Source organism: Pseudomonas sp. MYb13 (genome assembly GCF_002980075.1).
GTDB lineage: Bacteria > Pseudomonadota > Gammaproteobacteria > Pseudomonadales > Pseudomonadaceae > Aquipseudomonas > Aquipseudomonas lurida.
Genome location: NZ_PCQI01000014.1, coordinates 15,453 through 39,386 on the forward strand (window position 1 = coordinate 15,453; position 23,934 = coordinate 39,386).

19 protein-coding genes are annotated in these 23,934 nt (G+C 60.8%); 11 read left to right on the forward strand and 8 right to left on the reverse strand.

All coding sequences use genetic code 11. The annotated features are described in order from the left end of the window. Positions 1-98 precede the first annotated feature (98 nt). Positions 99-1,337: an MFS transporter gene (locus CQ002_RS21670; protein ID WP_105162904.1), complete on the reverse strand. Its 1,239-nt coding sequence runs from the start codon at positions 1,335-1,337 to the stop codon at positions 99-101. Positions 1,338-1,655: 318 nt separating this feature from the next. Here CQ002_RS21670 and CQ002_RS21675 point away from each other — a divergent pair, with 318 nt between their 5' ends. From CQ002_RS21675 to CQ002_RS21685, 3 genes are read left to right on the forward strand one after another with little or no spacing between them, the layout of a single operon-like run. Next, positions 1,656-3,095: a cytochrome ubiquinol oxidase subunit I gene (locus CQ002_RS21675; protein ID WP_034107151.1), complete on the forward strand. Its 1,440-nt coding sequence runs from the start codon at positions 1,656-1,658 to the stop codon at positions 3,093-3,095. Position 3,096: 1 nt separating this feature from the next. Further along, complete coding sequence (gene cydB, locus CQ002_RS21680; RefSeq protein WP_034107149.1) at positions 3,097-4,104, forward strand: cytochrome d ubiquinol oxidase subunit II; 1,008 nt, start codon at positions 3,097-3,099, stop codon at positions 4,102-4,104. Between the two features lie 12 nt (positions 4,105-4,116). After that, positions 4,117-4,284 carry a DUF2474 domain-containing protein gene (locus CQ002_RS21685; RefSeq protein WP_010206690.1) on the forward strand — a complete coding sequence of 56 codons (168 nt, stop codon included), beginning with the start codon at positions 4,117-4,119 and terminating at the stop codon, positions 4,282-4,284. Between the two features lie 66 nt (positions 4,285-4,350). Here the strand turns inward: CQ002_RS21685 and CQ002_RS21690 are convergent, their stop codons facing one another. Both CQ002_RS21690 and CQ002_RS21695 read right to left on the reverse strand, forming a co-directional pair. Next, positions 4,351-5,475 carry a class I SAM-dependent methyltransferase gene (locus CQ002_RS21690; protein ID WP_105162903.1) on the reverse strand — a complete coding sequence of 375 codons (1,125 nt, stop codon included), beginning with the start codon at positions 5,473-5,475 and terminating at the stop codon, positions 4,351-4,353. Positions 5,476-5,635: 160 nt separating this feature from the next. After that, complete coding sequence (locus tag CQ002_RS21695; RefSeq protein WP_034107145.1) at positions 5,636-6,346, reverse strand: LuxR family transcriptional regulator; 711 nt, start codon at positions 6,344-6,346, stop codon at positions 5,636-5,638. A gap of 379 nt (positions 6,347-6,725) precedes the next feature. On the opposite strand from CQ002_RS21695, the gene CQ002_RS21700 reads away from it, so the two are divergent. Continuing rightward, positions 6,726-7,502 (forward strand): ferredoxin--NADP reductase, encoded by a 777-nt coding sequence (locus tag CQ002_RS21700; RefSeq protein ID WP_105162902.1) that lies wholly within the window; start codon positions 6,726-6,728, stop codon positions 7,500-7,502. A 44-nt stretch (positions 7,503-7,546) separates the two neighbouring features. On the opposite strand, the gene mscL is transcribed toward CQ002_RS21700, so the two are convergent. Continuing rightward, on the reverse strand, positions 7,547-7,966 hold the full coding sequence (mscL, locus tag CQ002_RS21705) for a large-conductance mechanosensitive channel protein MscL (RefSeq protein WP_034107141.1): 420 nt from the start codon (positions 7,964-7,966) through the stop codon (positions 7,547-7,549). A gap of 287 nt (positions 7,967-8,253) precedes the next feature. On the opposite strand from mscL, the gene katB reads away from it, so the two are divergent. The 3 genes from katB to radA all read left to right on the forward strand — a co-directional run bounded on the left by katB (position 8,254) and on the right by radA (position 11,812). Continuing rightward, complete coding sequence (gene katB / locus CQ002_RS21710) at positions 8,254-9,795, forward strand: catalase KatB (RefSeq protein WP_105162901.1); 1,542 nt, start codon at positions 8,254-8,256, stop codon at positions 9,793-9,795. A gap of 65 nt (positions 9,796-9,860) precedes the next feature. Next, complete coding sequence (locus tag CQ002_RS21715; RefSeq protein ID WP_034107136.1) at positions 9,861-10,409, forward strand: ankyrin repeat domain-containing protein; 549 nt, start codon at positions 9,861-9,863, stop codon at positions 10,407-10,409. Positions 10,410-10,444: 35 nt separating this feature from the next. Further along, on the forward strand, positions 10,445-11,812 hold the full coding sequence (gene radA, locus CQ002_RS21720; protein ID WP_034107134.1) for a DNA repair protein RadA: 1,368 nt from the start codon (positions 10,445-10,447) through the stop codon (positions 11,810-11,812). 63 nt (positions 11,813-11,875) lie between these two features. Here radA and CQ002_RS21725 read toward each other — a convergent pair whose 3' ends face one another. Beyond that, entirely contained in the window at positions 11,876-12,244 is a 369-nt protein-coding gene (locus CQ002_RS21725) for a PilZ domain-containing protein (protein WP_034107132.1), read from the reverse strand. A 174-nt stretch (positions 12,245-12,418) separates the two neighbouring features. On the opposite strand from CQ002_RS21725, the gene CQ002_RS21730 reads away from it, so the two are divergent. The 3 genes from CQ002_RS21730 (at position 12,419) to yjiA (ending at position 15,814) form a co-directional block, all read left to right on the forward strand. Beyond that, complete coding sequence (locus CQ002_RS21730; protein WP_034107129.1) at positions 12,419-14,485, forward strand: carbon starvation CstA family protein; 2,067 nt, start codon at positions 12,419-12,421, stop codon at positions 14,483-14,485. A gap of 15 nt (positions 14,486-14,500) precedes the next feature. After that, positions 14,501-14,698 carry a YbdD/YjiX family protein gene (locus CQ002_RS21735; protein ID WP_003194308.1) on the forward strand — a complete coding sequence of 66 codons (198 nt, stop codon included), beginning with the start codon at positions 14,501-14,503 and terminating at the stop codon, positions 14,696-14,698. Between the two features lie 156 nt (positions 14,699-14,854). Beyond that, the gene (gene yjiA, locus CQ002_RS21740) at positions 14,855-15,814 is read left to right on the forward strand and encodes a GTPase (protein WP_105162900.1); all 960 of its coding nucleotides are present in this window, start codon (positions 14,855-14,857) and stop codon (positions 15,812-15,814) included. A 183-nt stretch (positions 15,815-15,997) separates the two neighbouring features. Here yjiA and glyA read toward each other — a convergent pair whose 3' ends face one another. From glyA to CQ002_RS21755, 3 genes are all read right to left on the reverse strand, one after another. Beyond that, on the reverse strand, positions 15,998-17,251 hold the full coding sequence (glyA, locus tag CQ002_RS21745) for a serine hydroxymethyltransferase (RefSeq protein WP_015885982.1): 1,254 nt from the start codon (positions 17,249-17,251) through the stop codon (positions 15,998-16,000). A 224-nt stretch (positions 17,252-17,475) separates the two neighbouring features. Then, on the reverse strand, positions 17,476-21,327 hold the full coding sequence (locus CQ002_RS21750; RefSeq protein ID WP_105162899.1) for a bifunctional diguanylate cyclase/phosphodiesterase: 3,852 nt from the start codon (positions 21,325-21,327) through the stop codon (positions 17,476-17,478). Between the two features lie 115 nt (positions 21,328-21,442). Continuing rightward, positions 21,443-22,054, reverse strand: a complete 612-nt coding sequence (locus CQ002_RS21755; protein ID WP_105162898.1) for a LysE family translocator — start codon at positions 22,052-22,054, stop codon at positions 21,443-21,445. Positions 22,055-22,216: 162 nt separating this feature from the next. On the opposite strand from CQ002_RS21755, the gene ettA reads away from it, so the two are divergent. After that, positions 22,217-23,881, forward strand: a complete 1,665-nt coding sequence (ettA, locus tag CQ002_RS21760; protein ID WP_025859215.1) for an energy-dependent translational throttle protein EttA — start codon at positions 22,217-22,219, stop codon at positions 23,879-23,881. Positions 23,882-23,934 lie beyond the last annotated feature (53 nt).

Here is a 23,934-nt window from a genome sequence, read left to right on the forward strand (position 1 = left end):
TTGGCTTGCCTGCGATGGCGGTGTATCAGCCACTGGCGCGTTGCCTGATACACCGCTATCGCGGGCAAGCCCGGCTCCCACAGGTACTCAGGCACACCTCAGGCGTTGGTGCCTTGCACCGGCACATGCATACGGTCGCGATTGGCCAGGGTCGGGAACAACTTGATCCACACCCCGGTCACCACCAGCGTACCGATTCCGCCCATGACCACGGCGGGCACGGTACCGAACCAGTGGGCGGTAATGCCGGACTCGAACTCGCCCAATTGGTTGGACGCGCCAATAAACAGGCCGTTGACGGCACTGACGCGCCCGCGCATTTCATCTGGGGTTTCCAGCTGCACGAACGATGCGCGAATCACCATGCTGATCATGTCCGCCGCTCCCAGCACCACCAGCACCGCCAGGGAGAACCAGAACGAAGTGGACAGGCCAAAAGCAATGGTCGCCACTCCGAACACACCGACGGCGGTGAACATGACGCGGCCGACATGGCGATCCACGGAGAATCGCGCCAGCCACAGCGACATCAACAACGCACCCACCGCCGGCGCCGACCGCAGCAAGCCCAGGCCCCAGGCGCCGGTCAGCAGGATGTCCTTGGCGAACACCGGCAGCAACGCGGTGGCGCCGCCCAGCAACACGGCGAACAGGTCGAGGGAGATGGCGCCGAGGATGTCCGGGCGACTGCGGATAAAACGGATCCCGGCCAGCAGCGAATCCAGGGTGGCCTTGCCTTTGTTGAGTGGGGTCTGGCGTGCGGGCAGGTTGAGGGTCAGCACGCAGGCGATGAGGTACAGCGCGACAGTGGGGCCATACACCCACACGCTGCCAAAGGCATAGAGCAAACCGCCGAGCGCCGGCGCGACAATGGTCGCCAGTTGCTGGGCCGACTGCGACGAGGCCACGGCCCGCGGGAACAGTGTGCTGGGTACGATGCTCGGCAGCATGGCCTGGGTGGTGGGCATTTCGAACGAGCGTGCCGCGCCGAGCAGGAAGGCGAGGATGAAGATCATCTCGCGGGTCACGTTGCCGGTCAGGCCGCCAATGGCCAGGGACAGGGCGATCAATGCCTGCACGGTCTGGCAGATGGCGGCGACCTTGCGCCGCTCATAGCGGTCGGCCACGTGCCCGGTGTGCAACATGAACAGCACGCGCGGCACGAACTCCACCAGGCCGACCAAGCCGAGGTCCAGCACATTGCCGGTCAATTGGTAGAGGTTCCAGCCGATGGCCACGGTGAGCATTTGGAAGCCGCTGGCGGTGAAGATACGCGCCAGCCAGAACGCAATGAAAGGGCGGTGGTGGCGCAACAGCAACGCGGGTTCGCTAGGCATCGAGGATTCAGGTCAGGGCCGGAAGAAGCGCCGAGATTATCACTAAGTTGTAACAGATAGTTGCAACAACTGAGCTGAGGCAGTCTGTCACGCGGCAAAAGACCACACAGTTCAATCCTGAAAATGGGACTACTCTTTCAGTAATGCTTGATCCAGATCAATGTTCGCCCGGACATCGCTCTGGCGGCCTCAGGGCCAGATTCCCTGCGTGGTTGGTTAAAAAAAGAAACGAATTGAAATTCGCCAGACTCCATATCCGTGGGGGCAGTGGGTGCAGGCTTCCGCCAGCAGCCGGTATTACCTGACAGAGGAAGACTTATGTTCGGTTTGGAGGCGCTAGATCTCGCCCGAATTCAATTTGCGTTCACCATCTCTTTCCACATCCTGTTCCCGGCGATCACCATCGGCCTGGCCAGTTACCTTGCGGTACTGGAAGGGTTGTGGCTCAAGACCCACAACGACACCTACCGAGACCTCTACCACTTCTGGTCGAAGATCTTTGCCGTCAACTTCGGCATGGGCGTGGTCTCCGGCCTGGTCATGGCCTACCAGTTCGGCACCAACTGGAGCCGTTTCTCGGACTTCGCCGGCGCCGTCACCGGACCGCTTCTGACCTACGAAGTGCTCACCGCCTTCTTCCTCGAAGCCGGATTCCTCGGCGTGATGCTGTTCGGCTGGAACAAGGTCGGGCGTAACCTGCACTTCTTCTCCACCGTGATGGTGGCCGTCGGTACGCTGATTTCCACGTTCTGGATCCTCTCGTCCAACAGCTGGATGCAGACGCCCCAGGGCTTTGAAATCATCGATGGCCGCGTGATTCCGACCGATTGGTTCGCCGTCGTCTTCAACCCGTCGTTCCCCTATCGCCTGGCGCACATGGCCACGGCGGCCTTCGTGGCCACCGCGTTCTTCGTCGGTTCCTCGGCGGCTTGGCACTTGTTGCGCGGCAAGGACAACCCGGCGATCCGTAAAATGTTGTCGATGGCCATGTGGATGGCCCTGATCGTCGCGCCTATCCAGGCGGTGATCGGCGACTTCCATGGCCTCAATACCTTGAAGCACCAGCCGGCCAAAATCGCTGCCATTGAAGGCCACTGGGAAAACATCGGCAACGAACCGACGCCGCTCATCCTCTTCGGCTGGCCCGACATGAAGGCCGAGAAAACCAAGTACGCGGTGGAGATCCCTTACCTGGGCAGCCTGATCCTTACCCACTCCCTGGATAAGCAGGTGCCGGCCCTCAAGGATTTCCCACCCGAGGACCGCCCCAACTCGACCATCGTGTTCTGGTCGTTCCGGGTCATGGTCGGCCTGGGGTTCCTGATGATCTTCACCGGCCTGTTCAGCCTCTGGCTGCGCCGGGGCGACAAGATGTACACGTCCAAACCGTTCCTGTACCTGGCGTTGTGGATGGGCCCGTCCGGCTTGATCGCGATTCTCGCCGGCTGGTTCACCACCGAGATCGGCCGCCAGCCGTGGGTGGTCTACGGCTTGATGCGCACGGCGGACGCTTCTTCCGGGCATAGCCTGGCGCAGATGACGATCACCCTGGTGTTGTTCGTGGTGGTGTACTTCGCGCTCTTCGGTGCGGGCCTGGGCTACATGATGCGCCTGGTGCGCAAAGGGCCCCAGACTCACGAAGGCAGCGAGCCTACCCACGGTGGCCCTGGCCAGAAACGCACGCCGGCTCGTCCGTTGTCTGCCGCCGATGACGGCAGCGACGACGACCACGCGCACATCCAGCACAAGGGGAATTGAGATGGGTATTGATCTTCCGCTGATCTGGGCCGTGATCATCATCTTCGGCATCATGATGTACGTGGTCATGGACGGCTTCGACCTGGGTATCGGCATCCTGTTTCCGTTTATCCCGGGCAAGACCGACCGTGACGTGATGATGAACACCGTGGCCCCGGTCTGGGACGGTAACGAAACCTGGCTGGTATTGGGGGGCGCGGCATTGTTTGGCGCGTTCCCACTGGCCTACTCGGTGGTGTTGTCGGCGTTGTACCTGCCGCTGATCCTGATGCTGATCGGCTTGATCTTCCGTGGCGTTGCCTTCGAGTTCCGCTTCAAGGCCAAGGACCACAAGCGTCACCTGTGGGACAAGGCCTTCATCGGCGGCTCGCTGGCGGCGACATTCTTCCAGGGCGTGGCGCTAGGCGCGTTTATCGATGGCATCCCGGTGGTGAACCGCCAGTTCGCCGGCGGTTCGCTGGACTGGCTCACGCCGTTCACGATGTTCTGCGGGGTGGCGCTGATCGTGGCCTATGCGTTGCTTGGCTGCACCTGGCTGATCATGAAGACCGAAGGCCCGTTGCAGGAGAAAATGCACAACCTGGCACGGCCGTTGGCCTTCGTGGTACTGGCGGTGATTGGCATCGTGAGTGTCTGGACGCCGCTGACGCACCCGGAAATCGCCTCGCGCTGGTTTACGCTGCCGAATCTGCTCTGGTTCCTGCCAGTGCCGATCCTGGTGCTGGTCACCATGTATGGACTGATCCGCGCGGTGGCCCGTAATGCGCACTACACGCCGTTCCTGCTGACGCTGGTGCTGATCTTCCTCGGCTACAGCGGACTTGGGATCAGCCTGTGGCCGAACATCATCCCGCCATCGGTGTCGATCTGGGATGCTGCCGCGCCGCCGCAAAGCCAGGGCTTCATGCTGGTGGGCACGCTATTCATCATCCCGTTTATCCTGGGCTACACCTTCTGGAGCTACTACGTGTTCCGGGGCAAGGTCACCCACGAAGACGGTTATCACTAGGAGGGTCGTTCCATGTCCGGCAAACCTTCGTTGCACGAGATTGAACAGGCCGAGAAGCAGCCGTTGTGGCGGCGCCTGGGGTGGCTGGCGATGATCTGGACCGGTAGCGTGCTGGCCCTGTTCGTCGTGGCCAGCCTGATGCGCATGTTCATGAATGCCGCCGGCCTGACCACCCACTGACATCCCGATCCGGGCTTCGCGGCCCGGCTTTTCAACCCTGCCTTTCGCGAGAGAAGCAGGGTTTTTTTATTTGCGCGCCTTGAGGATCACGAACTTAGGCGTGGTGGCGACTTGCTCGACACCCCGGAACAAGCGCGCCAGCTTGGTGTGATAGCCCAGGTGGCGGTTGCCGACTATATAGAGGGCTCCGCCCACTACCAGCGCTTCACGTGCCTGTTGGAACATGCGCCAGGCGAGGAAATCACCGACCACCTGTTGCTGATGGAACGGCGGGTTGCACAGCACCACGTCCAGCGATTGCGGTTCTTGCCCGGCCAGGCCGTCGGCGGCACGCACGACGGCATCGCGCTCACCGAGTGCAGCGTGCCAGTTTTCGGTTGCCGATTGCACCGCCATGTAGGACTCGTCTACCAGGGTGTATTGCGCCTCGGGGTTTTGCAGGGCGCTGGCGATCGCCAGTACGCCGTTGCCGCACCCCAGGTCTGCCACACGGGCGCTGCCGAGGTTCTTCGGCAGGTGGGGCAGGAATGCGCGGGTGCCGATGTCCAGGCTCTCGCGGCAGAACACATTGGCGTGGTTCAGTAACTCGATGGCCGGCGCGTCCAGCGTGTAGCGGGTGGGGTAGGGCGAGACGGCAACGGGGCGGTCTTCAACGGTGGCGATCAGCAGGCGGGCCTTTTTTACCGCGAGCGACGCGTGCATCGGGCCGACATACCGTTCCAGCAACTCGCCCGCTGCCCGTGGCAAGTGCTTGACCATCGCCCCGGCGATCACTTCGGCACCCGGCGCCAGTTGGCCCTGCAAGCGGATCAATTGCTCTTCCAGCAAGGCCAGGGTTTTCGGCACGCGGACCAGCACGCGATCAAAAGGCCCGACCGGGGCCTGGCTGGCGGGAATGAAGGTCACCGCATCAAAGGCCTTGCCGTTGCGCACCAGGTTTTTTTCCAGCCCCTGGGCCGCCAGGAACGAATCGCCGCTGGAGGTGACCTGCACCCGGCCCTGAAGGCTGGCGGCCAGCGCGCCGAAGCTGTCATTGAGTACCAGCACACGGGTATCGGCAGTCGGCTGCTGTTCGGCCAAATGGCTGAGCAGGTACTCATCGGCGGCATCGAAGGCTTGCAGCGGATCGTTATGTTGCTCTGGCTGGCGGATCAGATCGAGCTGGGCGAAGGGGCTTTCGAGCAGGGGCATGGCGGGGGAGGCTCTGGGTAAACGATGGGTGTCCGGCGGTCGCTAGCCGAACCGTCTGAGTGAACATCGGGCCGCACCCCAGGGGGCTGCTCAGCACTCAGAATTGACCCTAAATGTTACGTTTTTTTCGAGGGGATTACATGCGCTGTTTCTGAATCGCTTAAATCCACCCCGCTTGCGCTGCACAGAGCACCGCGGCGATCTTGTTATTGACGCCCAGTTTTTTGAAGCAACTGCAGATATGAAAGCCGACAGTGCGCTCGGACAGGCACAGGATGGTGGCGATGTCTGCTGCGGTCTTGCCTTTGCCGGACCACATGAGGATTTCCTTTTCTCGCGCAGTCAACTTGCTGACCGGGCTGGCGTCGGTGTTCTCGGCATATTTCTGCGCGACGACCAAATGCATCGCATGGCATAGCCACAACACTTGGCCGGCTTTCTCGTACAGTTCCTCCGGAAGAACCTCCGGCTCGCTGCGTGCCAGGGTCAGCATACTGAATACCCCGCGGAAGTCATGTACCGCTTGGGTCCAGGCCACGCTGACATCTAGCGTTTGCGCCAAAGACCATAAACTGGGCGAGCCTTCAAACGTTTTTTCCTCCCAGACAATGGGTAATACGGACGCTTTGCAGTGTTTTACAACGGGGTCTACGTCGAAGAAGCGCGCTTGTTCATAGACGGTTGTCCACTCTTTTGGATAGTTGGTGAGTTCAATCGGCTGGGTCGGCTGCCTGGGTAATTGAGCGCTCATCTTGAAGGAACAATACTGGAAACCAAGTTCATGGGTTTTGTTGATAACCATCTCGAATACATGGGTAATCTCGCTCTCGCTTTCCAGCTTGGGGAGCCTTGTATTTCGCCAGTTAACCATCGGTCACTCTCCGTGGGGTCATGAGACTTGGGGACATCCTGGCTCCCAATGCTGCACGAAAATGAGTGTAGGATAATGCCTACATCACGACAGGAAATTTTCGCTCTTGCGTGGCTGGGTTTAAGAATGTTTTGCCACAGGGTTAGTTGGGCTATTGAAAGGGTTAGTTGTGAAAATCCAGCTTTATTAGGGGCTTGAGGAAACCTGTAACGACCAACTAACAGTGCGGATATGAGCGTGCATTGAAGGCTAATAGCGAATTGATTAGCGGTGCAATTAAGTTGCCATCATTGCGTGCTGCGCGATGCCACTACCAACCATAGGTGTTTCCGCGCGCGACTTTGAGGGACACTAGGGCACCTGTAGAACGGAGCCCCCCATGACGGCCAGTGCTGAGAAATTTACCCGCCAGACCCTGCTCGACGTGCAATCGCTGACCCCCAGCCTGTTTACCTTGCGCACCACCCGCGACCCGGGCTTTCGTTTTACCGCGGGCCAGTTTGTACGCCTGGGGGTGACCAAGGCGGATGGCAGCACCGTATGGCGTGCCTATTCATTGGTGTCTTCCCCGTTTGACGAGCACTTGGACTTCTTCTCGATCGTCGTCCCGGACGGTGAGTTCACCAGTGAGCTGAGTCGTCTGCGGGTGGGCGATACCCTGATGGTGGAACGCCAGGCCACCGGATTCCTGACGTTGAACCGGTTCGTAGATGGCCGTGACTTGTGGATGCTGGGCACCGGCACCGGGGTGGCGCCGTTCTTGTCGATCCTGCAGGACTTCGAGGTCTGGGAGAAATTCGAGCGCATCATCCTGGTGTACAGCGCACGTGAAGCCAAGGAGTTGGCTTATCAGGCATTGATCAAGGCGTTGGGCGAGCGCGAGTACCTGGCCGAGTACGCGCACAAACTGACCTATGTCCCTACCGTCACCCGTGAACAGCATCCCGGCGCGCTGAATGGGCGCATTACCACGCTGATCGAAAATGGCGAGTTGGAGCGCGCAGCCGGCGTTGAACTGACCCCGGAACATTCCCGCGTGTTGATCTGCGGCAACCCGCAGATGGTCGATGACACGCGTCAGTTGCTCAAGCAGCGCGATATGAATCTGAGCTTGAGTCGTCGCCCTGGCCAGGTTGCAGTAGAAAACTACTGGTAATAAAAAAGGCGCCTCAAGCAGGCGCCTTTTTTTCAAGCCGACAGTTACTGAAGCGGCTTGTCGTTCTGTGCCTTGAGCAGATCACGGATCTCACCCAGCAACACTTCTTCCTTGCTCGGCGTCGGTGGCAGGCTTGGCGCCACGGCCTCTTCACGCTTCAAGCGGTTGATTGCCTTCACACCCATGAAGATCGCGAACGCGATGATCACAAAGTCGATGACGCTCTGGATGAACTTGCCGTACGCCAGCACAACCGCGGGCAGATCGCCTTGCGCGGCCTTGAGCGTTATCGCCAAGTCGCCGAAGTCCACACCCCCGATCAACAGGCCGAGCGGCGGCATCACCACGTCGCCTACAAACGAGGAAACAATTTTGCCGAAGGCTGCGCCGATGATAATACCGACGGCCATGTCGACCACATTACCTTTGACCGCGAAGGCCTTGAACTCACTGATCACGCCCATAGGTTATTCCTTGTTACAGATGAGAAGGGTGGAGCCCAGTGTAAATCACTCATAGCAGGCTTGCCTGACACAACTGTTAACACTGTTAGTTTTTATCGACACATCAAATCGCAAATAGTTTGCAAAGTGCCACCAATCGCGCGCGAAATACCCGTGATATCAGTGGTTTACCACATTAATTTATTAATCGGGTTGGTACGGCTTTTCTATTTATCTTCTGACTCCCGGGTCACTAGCCTCTGGCAAGCACAACTGAATGTGCACTAAAAAAACCAGAGGAAACCTCGATGAACAATCCAATGAGCCGCAGGCCTGTTTCAGCGCGATCCGCGCTGGTGCTGGTGACTGCCAGCCTGCTTTCCCTGTCGGTGCAAGCCGCCAACCTGACCCGCGATAATGGCGCTGCGGTGGGCGACAACCAGAACTCGCAGACCGCCGGCGCTAGTGGCCCGGTGTTGTTGCAAGACGTGCAACTGATCCAGAAGCTGCAACGCTTCGACCGCGAGCGCATTCCTGAGCGCGTGGTACACGCGCGTGGTACCGGGGCCCACGGCACCTTCACCGTCACCGACAACCTCAGCGACCTGACCAAGGCCAAGGTGTTCGCGGCAGGCGAATCCACGCCGGTGTTCGTGCGCTTCTCCGCCGTCGTCCATGGCAACCACTCCCCGGAAACCCTGCGCGACCCACGCGGTTTCGCCACCAAGTTCTACACCGCCGATGGCAACTGGGACCTGGTAGGCAACAACTTCCCGACGTTTTTCATCCGTGATGCCATCAAGTTCCCGGACATGGTCCACGCGTTCAAGCCGGACCCGCGCACCAACCTGGATGACGATTCCCGTCGCTTCGACTTCTTCTCCCATGTACCCGAGGCCACGCGTACGCTGACCGAGCTGTACTCCGACTCCGGCACCCCGGCCAGCTACCGGGAGATGGACGGCAATGGCGTGCATGCCTACAAGCTGATCAACGCCAAGGGCGAGGTGCACTACGTCAAGTTCCACTGGAAGAGCCTGCAAGGCATCAAGAACCTCGATCCCAAGCAGGTCACCGACGTGCAGGGGCGTGACTACAGCCACATGACCAACGACCTGGTCACCCATATCAACAAGGGCGACTTCCCCAAGTGGGACCTGTACGTGCAGGTGCTCAAGCCTGAAGACCTGGCCAAGTTCGACTTCGATCCGCTGGACGCCACCAAGATCTGGCCGAATGTGCCCGAGCGTAAAGTCGGGCAGATGGTGCTGAACCGCAACCCGGCCAACGTGTTCCAGGAAACCGAGCAGGTCGCCATGGCCCCGGCCAACCTGGTACCGGGTATCGAACCGTCGGAAGACCGCCTGCTGCAAGGTCGCGTGTTCTCCTACGCGGACACCCAGATGTACCGCCTGGGCGCCAATGCCCTGCAACTGCCGATCAATGCCCCACGGGTGGCCGTCAACAACGGCAACCAGGACGGCGCGATGAACGTCGGCAAGACCACCACCGGCGTGAACTACCAGCCAAGCCGCCTGCTGCCACGGGACGAGCCGCAAACCGCGCGCTACAGCCAGTCGGCCCTGTCAGGTAGCACCCAGCAGGCGAAGATCCAGCGCGAGCAGAACTTCAAGCAGGCCGGTGATCTGTATCGCTCCTTCAATAAGAAAGAGCGTCAGGACCTGATCGACAACTTCGGTGGCTCGCTGGCGACCACCGATGACGAGAGCAAGCACATCATCCTGTCGTTCCTCTACAAAGCCGACCCGGAGTACGGCACCGGCGTGGCCAAGGTTGCCAAGGGTGACCTGGCGCGTGTGAAGGCGCTGGCGGAAAAACTCACCGACTAACCACGTCGCCCCCTGCAGGAGCCGCTTGCCAGCTCCTGCAGGGGGCTATGCAGAGGATCTGGATGATGCGTACCTTCATATTGGCTGTTCTGGCCTGCTGGTCGCTGAATGCATTGGCCGGGCAGCCCGCCCCCAATGACCCGGCCGCGCTCAAGGCCCAGCTGCAGGATTACTATTTCGACGCCGCCCGCCGTGGCGACGTCGACATGCTCAACACCTTCGTCGACTCCGGTTACAGCCTCAACACCCAAGACGACAAGGGCTACACCGCGCTGATCCTCGCCGCCTACCACGGGCAGGGCGCGTTCGTGGAGCGCCTGCTCAGTGCCGGGGCCGACGCCTGCGTGCAGGACAAACGCGGCAACACCGCGTTGATGGGTGCGATCTTCAAGGGCGAGCTGAAAATCGCCCAACGCTTGCTGGCGACCGACTGCAACCCCGACCAGCGCAACGGTGCCGGGCAGACGGCGGCCATGTACGCCGGGCTGTTCAAGCGCATCGAACTGCTCGATGCGTTGAAAGCCAAAGGCGCCGATCTCAATGCCGAAGACCCGGTCGGTAACAGTGCTTCACGTTTGGCCAGCGGTGAAATCCGGACCCCGGCGTCGCGCTGAGCTATCATCGCGGTTTTTCGGTTGGAGGTTCTCAAATGGCAAAGGCCAAGCGCATGTACGGCTGCACGGAGTGCGGCGCGACCTTTCCCAAGTGGGCTGGCCAGTGCACCGAGTGCGGCGCATGGAACACCCTGACTGAAACCATGATCGAGAGTGGCGGTGCTGCGGCCCCCACCGGGCGTGCCGGTTGGACGGGGCAGCAGGCGCAGATCAAGACCCTGGCCGAAGTCAGCGTCGAAGAAATCCCGCGCTTTTCCACAGCCTCCGGCGAGTTGGACCGCGTGCTGGGCGGCGGCTTGGTGGACGGCTCGGTCGTCCTGATCGGTGGCGACCCCGGTATCGGCAAGTCGACCATCCTGTTGCAGACCCTCTGTAGCATCGCCAGCCGCATGCCGGCGCTGTACGTCACCGGTGAAGAGTCCCAGCAACAAGTCGCCATGCGCGCCCGTCGCCTGGGTTTGCCCCAGGACCAGTTGCGGGTCATGACCGAAACCTGCATCGAAAGCATCATTGCCACGGCCCGTATCGAAAAACCCAAGGTGATGGTGATCGACTCGATCCAGACGATTTTCACCGAGCAATTGCAGTCCGCGCCGGGCGGTGTCTCCCAAGTGCGCGAGAGTGCGGCGCTGCTGGTGCGTTATGCCAAGCAGAGCGGCACGGCGATCTTCCTGGTCGGCCATGTGACCAAAGAAGGCGCGCTGGCCGGGCCACGGGTGCTGGAGCACATGGTCGACACCGTGCTGTATTTCGAGGGTGAGTCCGACGGACGCCTGCGCCTGCTACGGGCGGTGAAGAACCGCTTCGGCGCCGTGAACGAGTTGGGTGTGTTCGCCATGACTGACCGCGGGTTGAAAGAAGTCTCCAACCCATCGGCGATCTTTCTGACCCGCGCCCAGGAGGAAGTCCCGGGCAGCGTCGTGATGGCAACGTGGGAAGGCACCCGGCCGATGCTGGTGGAGGTGCAGGCATTGGTGGATGACAGCCATTTGGCCAACCCGCGCCGCGTGACCCTGGGCCTGGATCAGAACCGCCTGGCGATGCTGCTGGCGGTATTGCACCGTCACGGCGGCATCCCGACCCACGACCAGGACGTGTTTCTCAACGTGGTCGGCGGGGTCAAGGTGCTGGAGACCGCGTCCGACCTGGCGTTGATGGCTGCGGTGATGTCGAGCCTGCGTAACCGGCCGCTGCCCCATGATCTGCTGGTGTTCGGTGAAGTCGGCTTGTCGGGTGAAGTCCGCCCGGTGCCCAGTGGCCAGGAGCGCCTGAAGGAAGCGGCCAAGCATGGTTTCAAGCGGGCGATCGTGCCTAAGGGCAATGCGCCCAAGGAATCGCCACCGGGCATTCGGATCATTGGGGTGACGCGCCTGGAACAGGCCCTGGATGCACTCTTCGAATAATCAACGATCCCGCTGGCACACTGCTCAATGTGCCAGCTCCCCTATGTTGATAGGCGTTGGTCGTTAGGCCTCTAACAATGCCGCCATCTCCCGGTGCAGTTCCTCCTCGTCACCCAGGTTCAACTCGATCAGACGCCGCAAATGACTGATCGAGTCCACGTCGATATGCACGCACACAAAGCCCAACTGGCCATGATCGTCGTGGGCGAGCTTTACCTGCATCTTTATATGGGCGTCTGGGTCGAGGCGGATCTCCACGTCGAAGGGCGCCGCGCGATTGCCGCGCCAGTCGTCGGGTCGTTGCACCAGTAGGCCCTTGAGCGATAAATCCACCAGCTGCACCGGCCAATTCCAGTCGTCTTGTGCAATAGTCGTGCGCGCATCGAAGGCAATACGGCGAAAACGACGGCGATCCGAGTGCTGCTCGCTCATGGTCAAATCCTCTGTGGGTAGGAGGATTGTAGCCCCGAGCCATCATCGGGCCTGTTTTTCTGTTTTTTTTGCCGCCGCAAGGCTCTAGACCAACGTAGGGGGGTGGCCTTTAAGGCCAGTAGCGCTAAACTCCGGATGGCTGTCCTTTCTGTCCACCCTGGCTGGAATATAAAAATGAAAAATAATAATAGCCTGCTACGCCACCTACCCTGGCTGGTGCTGGCAATCGTAGGAGCGTGCGCCCTTGGCGTAGTGGCCTTGCGCCGCGGCGAGGCAATCAACGCCTTGTGGATTGTGGTCGCTGCTGTGGCCATCTATCTGGTTGCGTACCGCTACTACAGTCTGTTCATCGCTAACAACGTGATGCAACTCGATCCACGGCGGGCCACCCCCGCAGTGCTCAACAATGACGGTCTGGACTATGTGCCGACCAACAAACACATCCTTTTCGGTCACCACTTTGCGGCGATTGCCGGTGCAGGCCCGTTGGTCGGCCCGGTGCTGGCGGCGCAAATGGGCTACCTGCCTGGAACGCTCTGGCTGATTGCCGGCGTGGTACTGGCCGGTGCGGTTCAGGACTTCATGATCCTGTTCCTGTCCACACGTCGTAACGGCCGTTCCCTGGGGGACATGGTTCGCGAAGAGATGGGCCGTATCCCAGGCACCATCGCGCTGTTCGGCTGCTTCCTGATCATGATCATCATCCTCGCGGTGCTGGCGCTGATCGTGGTCAAAGCGTTGGCCGAGAGCCCGTGGGGCATCTTCACGGTGATGGCGACCATCCCGATCGCGATGTTCATGGGCATCTACATGCGCTACATCCGCCCTGGCCGCATTGGCGAAATCTCGATCATCGGGGTGCTGTTGCTGCTGGGCTCGATCTGGCTGGGCGGGCAGATCGCTGCTGACCCGGTCTGGGCCAAGGCGTTCACCTTCACCGGGATCCAGATCACCTGGATGCTGATCGGCTACGGCTTCGTGGCCGCGGTACTGCCGGTGTGGCTGATCCTGGCACCGCGTGACTACCTCTCCACGTTCCTGAAAATCGGCACCATCATTGCGCTGGCAATCGGCATCCTGGTGACCATGCCCGACCTTAAAATGCCGGCACTGACCCAGTTCATCGACGGCACTGGCCCGGTGTGGAAGGGCGGACTGTTCCCGTTCCTGTTCATCACCATCGCCTGTGGCGCGGTCTCGGGGTTCCACGCGCTGATCTCTTCCGGCACCACGCCGAAGTTGCTGGCTAATGAAAGCCATGCCCGCTACATCGGTTATGGCGGCATGTTGATGGAGTCCTTCGTGGCCATCATGGCGATGGTTGCTGCGTCGGTGATCGAGCCGGGTGTGTACTTCGCCATGAACAGCCCGGCCGCGATTGTCGGCACCGACGTCGTCACCGTGGCACAGACCGTCAGCAGCTGGGGCTTTGCGATCACGCCTGAGGCGCTGTCTGCGGTGGCCCATGACATCGGTGAAACCACTATCCTGGCGCGTGCCGGCGGTGCACCGACACTGGCGGTGGGGATCGCGCAGATCCTGCACAGCGTACTGCCGGGTGAAAACACCATGGCGTTCTGGTACCACTTTGCAATCCTGTTCGAAGCGCTGTTCATCCTGACGGCAGTCGACGCCGGTACCCGTGCCGGTCGCTTCATGCTGCAGGACCTGCTGGGCTCCTTCGTTCCGGCGTTGAAACGCACCGAGTCGTGGACCGCCAACCTGATCGCGACTGCCGGTTGCGTGGCCATGTGGGGTTACCTGCTGTACCAGGGCGTGATCGACCCACTGGGCGGTATCAACACCTTGTGGCCGCTGTTCGGTATCTCCAACCAGATGCTGGCCGGTATCGCGCTGATGCTCGCTACCGTTGTGCTGATCAAAATGAAACGCCAACGCTACATCTGGGTGACCATGCTGCCAGCCGTCTGGCTGCTGATCTGCACCACCACGGCGGGCTTCATCAAGCTGTTCGACGCTAACCCCGCGATCGGCTTCCTGTCGCTGGCCAAGAAGTACAGCGACGCGCTGGCCAACGGTCAGATCCTGGCCCCGGCCAAGAGCATTGACCAGATGCAGCACGTGATCTGGAACGCCTATACCAACGCAACGCTGACGGCGCTGTTCCTGTTCGTGGTATTCAGCATCCTGTTCTATGCGCTCAAGGTTGGCGTCGCCGCCTGGGGCAACAAAGAGCGTACGGATAAAGAAGCCCCATTCCAGGCTGTTCCGGACGCGTGATCGAGGATTGCAACCATGTTCAATGACATCAGTCGCCTCGGTAAATACCTCGGTCAGGCCGCGCGCCTGATGGTCGGCATGCCCGACTACGACACCTACGTCGAGCATATGCAAACCAAACACCCGGACAAGCCGGTGATGGACTACAAGGCGTTCTTCCGGGAACGCCAGGAAGCCCGTTACGGCGGCAAGGGTGGGCCTAAGTGCTGCTAACCCGGCACTCGGGCTTGCGGTGATCCATGGTGGGAGCGGGCTTGCTCGCGAAGGCGGTGTGTCAGTAGTTGTAGGTGCTGACGCAGACACCGTGTTCGCGAGCAAGCCCGCTCCCACATTTGTCTTGTGTTCCTTGCGTTATAAGGAGAACTGTTTTTGTCCGCTCCCATTCCGGTCACCGTCCTCAGCGGCTTCCTCGGCGCCGGCAAGACCACCTTGCTGCGCCACCTGCTCAAGACCGAGCACGGCCTTAAAATCGCCGTGATCGAAAACGAATTCAGTGACGCCGGTATCGACACCCAGCTGTTGGGCACAGAGCCGGTGCAAGTCATGACGCTGTCCAACGGTTGCGTGTGCTGCACCATCCACACCGACCTGACCAAAGCCCTGTACCTGCTGCTTGAGCGCCTGGACAGCGGCGAGATCGGCTTCGACCGCCTGGTGATCGAGTGCACTGGCCTGGCTGACCCGGCGCCGGTGGCCCAGACCTTTTTCATCGACGAAGAACTGCGCGAACGCTACATCCTCGACGGCATCATTACCCTGGTGGATGCGGCCCACGCCGAGCACCACCTGACCCAGACCATCGCCCAGGCCCAGATCGGCTTTGCCGACCGCCTGCTGGTGAGCAAACGCGACCTGGTCGATGACGCCACCTTTGACGCGCTCAGCGAACGCCTCACCCGCATCAATCGCCGTGCACCGATTCATGTGGTGGACCATGGCAACATCGACCTGGCGCAATTGCTCGATGTGCGCGGCTTCAACCTCAACGCTGGCATGAGCCTGCGCCCGGTGAGTGCCGCGCCGTCCATCGACCGTATTTCCAGCCTGGTGCTGCGTACCGAAGAGCCGTTGGACATAGACCGGCTCAGCGCGTTCATGAACGAACTGCTGGAAGACCACGGCAAACAATTGCTGCGCTATAAGGGCGTGTTGAACATTGCCGGGGAAGACCGGCGCATGGTGTTCCAGGGCGTGCTGAAGTTGTACGGCTTCGATTGGGATACCGAGTGGGCCGAAGGCGAGGTGCGCGAAAGCGTGATCGTGTTTATTGCCGATGAGTTGCCGGAGCAAAAGATTCGCGAAGGCTTTGCCAAGGTTTACCAGCCCTGACTTGAGACACGGCCCACTGTGGGAGCTGGCTTGCCAGCGATTGCGGTGGGGCAGCCCCTGATGTGCCAGCTGACAGGCCGCTCTCGCAGGCAAGCCAGCACTCATTTCAGAGTGGAAGCGCAGTATTTTCAGGCATAAAAAAGCCCGGCTCTAGCGCCGGGCTTCTTGTTCAAGCAACTGCTATCAAGCGCCGTATACCGGCAGCTTTTTGCAGATGGCCTTGACCTTCTCACGTACCGCGTCGATCACGGCTTCGTTGTTCAGGTCTGCCAGGATGTCGCAGATCCAGCCAGCCAGTTCCTTGCACTCCGCTTCCTTGAAACCACGGGTGGTCACAGCCGGGGTGCCGAAGCGCAGGCCGGAGGTGACGAACGGCGAACGTGGGTCGTTCGGCACGGAGTTCTTGTTCACGGTGATGAAGGCTTTGCCCAAGGCAGCGTCAGCATCCTTACCGGAAATGTCCTGCTTGATCAGCGACAGCAGGAACAGGTGGTTCTCAGTACCGCCGGATACCACGTCGAAGCCGCGTTCGATAAACACGCTGGCCATGGTCTGGGCGTTTTTCACCACTTGTTGCTGGTAAGTCTTGAACTCAGGCTGCAGCGCTTCCTTGAAGCAGATCGCCTTGGCGGCGATCACGTGCTCCAGCGGGCCACCTTGGGCGCCCGGGAATACAGCGGAGTTCAGCTTTTTCTCGATCTCGGCGTTGGCGCGCGCCAGGATCAGGCCGCCACGCGGACCGCGCAGGGTCTTGTGGGTGGTGGTGGTCACCACGTCAGCGTAAGGCACCGGGTTCGGGTAGACGCCAGCAGCGACCAGGCCTGCTACGTGAGCCATGTCGACGAACAGGTAGGCGCCAACCTTGTCGGCGATAGCGCGAAAGCGTGGGAAGTCCAGGATCTGCGAGTAGGCAGAGAAACCGGCCACGATCATTTTTGGCTTGTGCTCGACCGCCAGGCGCTCGACTTCGTCGTAGTCGATCAGGCCGTTGGCATCGATACCGTATTGAACGGCGTTGTACAGCTTGCCGGAGGAGGAAACGCTGGCGCCGTGGGTCAGGTGACCGCCGTGGGCCAGGCTCATGCCCAGGATGGTGTCGCCGCCTTGCAGCAGGGCCAGGTACACGGCGCTGTTGGCTTGGGAGCCGGCGTGTGGCTGGACGTTGGCGTAATCGGCACCGAACAGTTCTTTTGCACGGTCGATGGCCAGTTGCTCAACCACGTCGACGTACTCGCAACCACCGTAGTAGCGCTTGCCTGGGTAGCCTTCGGCGTACTTGTTGGTCAGAACCGAACCTTGAGCCTCCATCACCGCAGGGCTGGTGTAGTTTTCCGAAGCGATCAGCTCAATGTGCTCTTCCTGGCGCACGGCTTCTTGCTCCATGGCGGCGAAGAGATCGGCGTCGTACTTGGCAATAGTCAAATCACGGCTGAACATGGCGGTCCTCAAGGATCGGGGGCAGAAAAGGAGGGCATTCTAACCCAATGGGTTTTAGATGGCATATGAAAGGACATCATGTCGCGGACAAGTGGGGCTCATCTGGGGATAAGCGGTGCCTGCGCTGGCGCCATCGCAGGCAAGCCAGCGCCCACATCGGCAAGGCATTCCCCTGTGGGAACCGGGCTTGCCCGCGATGAGGCCGGTGGCTCCACTGCAGGGTTTCAGTCGAACATGAACAGCGCGTCATTACTGAACTGCGCTTCGAACCGATTCGCCGGCATCGGCCGCCCGAACAGGTAGCCCTGCACTTCATCGCAGCCATGTTCGCGCAGGAAGTCCAACTGGTCATGGGTTTCCACACCCTCGGCGATTACCGCCAGGTTGAGGCTGTGGGCCATGGCAATAATGGCGCGGGCGATCTGCGCATCCTGTTCGCCGGAGGGCAGGCCATCCACGAACGTGCGGTCGATCTTCAACACGTCGATGGGGAATTGCTTGAGGTAGTTGAGCGATGAATAACCCGTGCCAAAGTCGTCGACCGCAATGCTCAGGCCCAGGTTTTTCAGGCTGTCGAGGATCTGCATGGCCTCGTTCACTTCGCGCATCAGGATACTTTCGGTCAGCTCCAGCTCCAGGCACGCCGGCGGCAGGCCGGTGTCCTTGAGAATGGTGGCGATGCGCGTGCCCAACTGGCCGTCGGAGAACTGCCGTGCGGAGATGTTCACCGAGACTTTCGGCACGCGCACCTTGTTCTGGTGCCAGGTCTTGAGCTGGCGACACGCTTCGCTGATCACCCAGTCGCCCACGTCCACGACCAGGCCCAACTCTTCCAGCACCGGAATGAAGTCGCCCGGTGGCACCAGGCCGCGGCGTGGGTGACGCCAGCGCAGCAAGGCTTCGGCGCCCGTCAGGCGTTTGCCGTCGCCGCTGAACTGCGGTTGGTAATAGAGCACGAATTCGTTCTGGTCCAGGGCATGGCGCAAATCGCTTTCCAGCTCGAGCCGTTCCAGGGCACTGGCGTTCATGTCCGCCTGGTAGAACTGGAAGTTGTTCTTGCCGCGTTCCTTGGCGTGGTACATCGCGGTGTCGGCGTTTTTCATCAGTTGGCTCAGCTCGTTGCCGTCCTGCGGGCTGAGGGCGATGCCGATACTGGCGGTCACAAAGAACTCGCGGCCCTCTAGCACGAAAGGCTTCACCAGGCTCGCGAGGATCTGCTCGGCCACGTGAATCGCACGGTTCAGCGCCATTTCGCGGCTGACCCGGGGTTGCAGGAGCAAGGTGAACTCGTCGCCCCCCATGCGCGCCACGGTGTCGTCCTCGGCGACGCAACCCAGCAGGCGCGTGGCCATTTCCTTGAGCATGCGGTCGCCGGCGGCGTGGCCCAGGGAGTCGTTGATCGGTTTGAAACGGTCGAGGTCGAGGAACATCAACACCACCCACGACTTCTGCCGTTCGGCGGACTGCAGCGCGGTGTGCAGGCGGTCCTGGAACAGCGTGCGGTTGGGCAGGTGGGTCAGGGCGTCGTAGTAGGCCAGGCGGTGGATGCGTTGCTCGCTGGCCTTGCGCTCGCTGATGTCGCTGAAGAAACACACATAGCTGGCCAGGTCGCCTTCATCGTCGAACACGGCGGTAATGCCGACCCACGCGGGGTAATGCTCGCCGTTGCGACGCTTGAGCCACACCTCGCCCTCCCAGGTGCTGTGCTGGTGCAACTGCTTGAGCACGTAGCGCAGATGGGCTTCCTGCTGTTCGTCGACGGTGAGCATGTTCGGTAACTGGTCGAGTACATCGCTTACGGCATAGCCACTGACCCGGCTGAACGCCTCGTTGGCCTGCACGATATAGCCTGCGGGGTCGGTGATCAGGATCGCCGAAGTGGAGTGCTCGAATACCGTAGCGGCCATGCGCAGGTCTTTCTCGGCGCGGCGTTGCTGGCTGATGTCGCGGCCCACGCCAAGGATGCCTTCGAAGGCGCCGTGTTCGTCCCACACCAGCACCATGCGCAGCTCGATCGGCACCTTGCGTCCGTCTGCGCGCAGGCAGTCGAACAGGAACAGCTGGGTTTGAATCTCATCGCGCAGTTTGTTCAGTGCGTCGATATCGCCCAATGCGCGGCTGACTTGTTCCACCAGGCTATAAATGCCGGTCAGTTGCTGCGGGTTGGCGATGATCGACTGCCAGCCGTTCTTGAACACCCAGTCCACGTCATAGCCCAGCACGGCGTTGACCGAGGGGCTTATATAGTTGAGCACCAACTGGCTGTCGGTGGAGCAGATCACGTCGCTGATGCTTTCAGCGAGCATGCGGTAGCGCTGCTCGCTGTCGCGCAGGGATTCGCTGGCTTCGATCTGGTCGGTGATGTCCTTGGCCACGCCGATGATGCGGGTGATTTGCGCGGTCTTGTCGCGGGCCAGGGCTTGCTCGCGGATATCAAAGCGCCGCCATTGGTTGTTGCGGTGGCGGAAACGCAGCTGGCATTGCAGTTGGGTGGTGTAGCCAACCTGGCGTTGCTGCTGGCGCAGGTCGTGGTAATGCTCGCCATCCTCGGGATGTAGCAGGATTTCCCAGAAGTACTCGCCCATTTGCTGCAGTTCGGCCTTGTTATAGCCGAGGGTGTGGCCCAAATGGTGGTTGCTGAAAATCATCCGCTGGCTGATCACGTCCTGCACGTACAGGTGGTCGGGCACGGTGCGCACCACGTCCGACCAGAAGCTCTCACGCTCCACCAGCGACAGTTCGATCAGCTTGCGGCTGGTGATATCGCTGATGCTGAGGATCACGGCCTTGAAATCGTCCTGCTGCTCCGGCAAACGCATCACCAGCCACAGGTATTGCTCGTTGCCGGCCACGTCCTTGAGCTGGATCTCCAGCTCCAACTGGTGCTGTTGGGTCAGGACGGCTTCGAGGATCTGGTAGCCGATGGACGTGGCGTTGCGCGGGCAGTCATCGATCAGGCGTTCCCATGCCTCTTCGCAGGAGCCCACGTTCAATAGACGCACCGCCACCTGGTTGACCTCGGTGATGCGCAACTCCTTGAGCAGTTGCTGGCGTTCGTCGGGGTTGTCCTGCAGCCAGGCGTGCAGTTGCTCGCGGGTCTCCAGTTGAGTCCTGTCGAAGAACGCGTTCAGGCCCGACAGGTCAAGCACGCACAAGGCCACGCCGGTGCCTTCGAAAATGTCCTGGTAGCGCCGCCGCCCTTCATGCACTTGGCGCTGGCGGCGGCGCATGTTCAGTAGCACGATCACTGGGATCAGCGAGAACGCCAGGCCCAATAGGCACTTGCCGATAAACGCTGGCAGCAGTTCCTCCAGCACCGCAGTACGGTCGAACAGCCCGCGCAATTGCCAGTCGCTTTTGCTCAGGGGGGTGACCAGTACGCTTTTATTCAGCTCGTCCGGGGTGAGGGCGCCGGCCCATTGGGCGGGCATGCCGCTGTCGCGGCTGATCACGCGGTGGTTGACGCGATTCTCGATGACCCACATCGGGCGGTGGCCCTGGCCGTCCTGGCGGGTGAGGTTGGCCAGGTAAGTGGGCGCCAGGCGCAGCACCCAGTACATGCGCGAGCCGCCGCTGGGCTGGTGCAGCAACAGATAGATGATGGTGCCGTCGTTGCTGTTGCTCAGGTAATAGGATTGGGCGTGGCTGCGCTGTGCCAGCTCTTCCAGCAAGGCGCTGTCCTGGCTGTCAGTGGCGCTGTCACTGATCATCGCGCCGCTGGGGGCGAGCAGGGCGACGCTGCGCAGTTCCGGCAGCGAGCGTTGCAAGGTGCGCATCAATGCCAGCTGTTGTTCGCTGTCGCGCGGCGGCTCGACCATCGGCAGCAGGTTCAGCGCGATTTTTGCGCTCAGGGCCATGTTCAGGCTGATTTGTTCCGCCAGGTCGGCGCTGTAGTCGATGGTGTATTGCTGTTGATTCTTCTGGTTTTGCTGCAGCTGGTCGAGCAGTTGCCAGAACAATAAGGCGAGCAGCATGAGGACAAGCGTCGCCAACGCGCCTTTGAAGGTGCCGTGCAGGGGCGCTCCCGGCGCTATATGAGCGGCGCGCAGGGGAGTTGGCGGCGTGACTTTGGACAAGCTGTGATCCTGCGGTTTGGCTGGACTGGCGCGCGACGTGCACTATAAGCCGGACGCCCGGAGGGCGGCTAGCATGCCTTGACTTGTGGCAAAGTGCCAGCCCCGCCTGGCGGGACTAAAGCACGCCGCCGGTGCTGATCAGGCTGCCCGCCAGCCGCGACAGGATCGCCAGCGTAAATACGCATATAACCACAGAGGCCGTGCGGTTGATCGTGTGCGGCGTCAACCAGGTGTATTCGCCCCTTTTGATGCGAGCACCGAACAACACCCAGGTGCACCCCACCGGTATCACCACCAGCGTGAATTGCGCGACAAACTGCATATAAAGGCTCAAGTCGGCAAATGTCTGCATCGGGACGATAAACGAGACGATCAGCAAGCCCTTGGGGTTGATCAACGTCAGTAAAAAGAAGTGGAGCCGGGATACGCGGGCTTCAGGCGCGGATTTGAGTGTTTCGTCGGGATTGCACCACAGCAGGTACGAAGTCCTGATCAAATAACACACCGAAGCGAACTGCACGAGCTTCAGCCCCCAGGGCGCGCTGTCGCCCAGATGGCTGAGCAGGTAGCCCCAGAAGGATATCTGCAGCAGGTACGCCAGGCACTCCAGCAGGCTCAGTGGCCAGGCGCGCCTGAACCCGGTGAGCAAGCCCGAGCGCAACAGCAGCGTGTTGGTGGGGCCCGACATTAACAGCAGCAACCCGAGAGCAGACATGACGCTGAGCATGAAGGGTGTTTCCTGAAGCCGCTGGGGGGGGATGGCCGGCTAATCTAACAGATAGATTTCGATACGCTCGGCCACTTAGGTTAACCTTGAGGATTCGCAATGCTATGTACAGCGCCATGACGCTACGTAGGCCTGTTCTCACTTTTTCATGAGGTCCACATTTTGGCTCAATACGTCTTCACCATGCATCGGCTGGGTAAAGTTGTCCCTCCGAAGCGGGAAATCCTGAAAAACATTTCGCTGTCCTTCTTCCCTGGCGCCAAGATCGGCGTGCTCGGCCTCAACGGTTCGGGTAAGTCCACGTTGCTGAAAATCATGGCCGGCGTCGACACCGAGTTCGAAGGCGAAGCCCGCCCGATGCCTGAGCTGAACATCGGCTACCTGCCGCAAGAGCCTCAATTGGACCCGGCCAAGACCGTGCGTGAAGTGGTCGAGGAAGCCGTCAGCGTGATCAAGGACGCCCAGGCGCGCCTGGATGAGGTCTACGCCGCTTACGCCGAGCCAGATGCCGACTTCGACAAGCTTGCCGCCGAACAGGCCAAGCTCGAAGCGATCCTGCAGGCCGGCGACGGTCACAACCTGGAGCGCCAGCTGGAAGTCGCCGCCGACGCGCTGCGCCTGCCGGCCTGGGATGCCAAGGTCGAACACCTGTCCGGTGGTGAGAAGCGTCGTGTGGCCCTGTGCCGCCTGCTGCTGTCGGCCCCCGACATGCTGCTGCTCGACGAACCCACCAACCACTTGGACGCCGATTCCGTCGCCTGGCTGGAACATTTCCTCCACGACTTCCCGGGCACTGTGGTTGCGATCACGCACGACCGTTACTTCCTGGACAACGTTGCGGGTTGGATCCTCGAGCTCGACCGTGGCGCCGGTATCCCTTACGAGGGCAACTACTCCGGTTGGCTGGAAGCCAAGTCCGACCGTCTGGCGGCCGAATCCAAGCAGCAATCGGCCCACGAAAAAGCCATGAAGGAAGAACTGGAATGGGTGCGCAAAGGCGCCAAGGCCCGCCAGTCCAAGTCCAAGGCACGTCTGCAACGCTTTGAAGAAATGCAGTCGCAGGAATTCCAGAAGCGCAGCGAGACCAACGAGATCTACATCCCGGCCGGCCCGCGCCTGGGTGACAAGGTCATCGAGTTCAAGAACGTTTCCAAAGGCTATGGCGACCGCGTGCTGATCGACAACCTGTCGTTCTCCATGCCAAAAGGCGCGATCGTCGGCGTTATCGGTGGTAACGGTGCGGGTAAATCCACCCTGTTCCGCATGCTGATGGGCAAGGAAACCCCGGACTCCGGCAGCATCGAGATCGGCGAAACCGTGCAACTGGCCTGTGTGGACCAGAGCCGCGACGACCTCGACGGCAGCAAGACGGTGTTCCAGCAGATCTCCGACGGTTCCGACCAGATCCGCATCGGCAACTATGAAATCCCGTCACGCACCTACGTGGGGCGTTTCAACTTCAAGGGCGGCGACCAGCAGAAATTCGTCAAGGACCTCTCCGGCGGTGAGCGCGGTCGCTTGCACCTGGCCTTGACCCTGAAGGAGGGTGGCAACGTCCTGCTGCTCGACGAACCTTCCAACGACCTCGACGTTGAAACCCTGCGCTCCCTGGAAGAAGCCCTGCTGGACTTCCCGGGCGCTGCCATTGTGATCTCTCACGATCGGTGGTTCCTTGACCGCGTCGCGACGCACATCCTGGCGTACGAGGACGACTCGCAAGCGGTGTTCTTCGAAGGTAACTACACCGAGTACGAAGCGGACCGTAAAAAGCGCCTGGGCGATGCAGCAGCCCAGCCGCACCGTGTACGGCACAAAAAACTGGCCTGATTCAGGTTGGTGGCGTGAAAGAACGGAGCCTTCGGGCTCCGTTTTTTGTGGGT